This window comes from Rhodohalobacter halophilus, from assembly GCF_001715195.1.
GTDB lineage: Bacteria > Bacteroidota > Rhodothermia > Balneolales > Balneolaceae > Rhodohalobacter > Rhodohalobacter halophilus.
The window spans coordinates 1-1,138 of sequence record NZ_MDWE01000032.1; the positions used below are offsets into that span (position 1 = coordinate 1).

The 1,138-nt window shown below is 49.2% G+C and carries 2 protein-coding genes; both read left to right on the top strand.

From position 1 onward, the window contains the following. Positions 1-212, top strand: a 212-nt coding sequence (locus tag BG260_RS09250; RefSeq protein ID WP_069131960.1) for a transposase, incomplete at its 5' end; no start/stop codon positions are given. 13 nt (positions 213-225) lie between these two features. After that, positions 226-1,011 (top strand): IS3 family transposase, encoded by a 786-nt coding sequence (locus BG260_RS09255; RefSeq protein WP_069131962.1) that lies wholly within the window; start codon positions 226-228, stop codon positions 1,009-1,011. Positions 1,012-1,138: the final 127 nt, after the last annotated feature.

Sequence of the window (1,138 nt, forward strand, 5' to 3'; positions counted from 1 at the left end):
AACTGAAGGTTCGAGACATCTGTCGAGAACATGGAATCAGTGATGCGACCTTTTATAATTGGAAAGCCAAGTATGGAGGACTCAGTGTGAGTGAGTTGGCCCGGATCAAAGAACTGGAGGCAGAAAATGCCCGGCTCAAGCGGATGTATGCCGACCTGAGTTTGGTACACCACGCCTTGAAAGATGCTGTAGAAAAAAACTGTAAGTCCTGAGGTAAAACGGGAGATGGTTGATCTGATGCGCAGCGAGCATCAGGTAAGCCTTCGTCAGGGCTGTAGGGCAGTGAACCTCCCGCGCAGCAGCTATAGTTACAAGCCTAAGCCAAAAAACATTCAGATGATTATTGACACGCTGTTGGAGCTAACCTCCAAACACCCGGCCATTGGCTTCTGGCAGTGTTACTATCGGATTCGCTTGATGGGCCACCGATGGAATCACAAGCGGGTATATCGTGTCTATACGGCCCTGAAGCTTAATATTCGGCGAAGAGCGAAAAAGAGATTACCGGCACGGGCCAAGCAGCAGTTGTTCCAGCCTGAGGGCGTGAATCAGGTATGGAGTCTGGACTTTATGCACGATAGCCTATGGGATGGGCGAAGCTTTCGGATGCTCAATGTGATGGATGACTACAACCGCCAGGTACTCTGGATCGAAACCGACACCAGCCTGCCGGCGTTGCGCGTGATCCGTGTCTTGGACCAGCTCAAAGAAAGTCGCGGACTGCCGCAGATGATCCGGGTGGATAACGGACCGGAATTTATCTCCAGGAAACTCGACCATTGGTGCAAGGACAATCATGTAACACTGGCCTTTATACAGCCGGGCAAACCCACACAGAACGCCTATGTTGAACGACTAAACGGAAGCATTCGATCGGAACTGTTACATGCTTACATCTTTAAAACCCTGGATGACGTGCGAGAAAAAACCCAACAATGGAAACACGATTATAACCACAAACGACCACACAAATCATTGGGATACAAAACACCCATCGAATGTGGTTCTTAACCGAAACTCTCTACTTTTAAGTGGTCCAAAAAATGGGGGAGCTTACAAACTGTTTGCCGATATTTTGAGCCGTTACAGCCTTTCGCTGCCGAAATTAGTTACGGTTCGCAGCGATAATGGCAGCCAG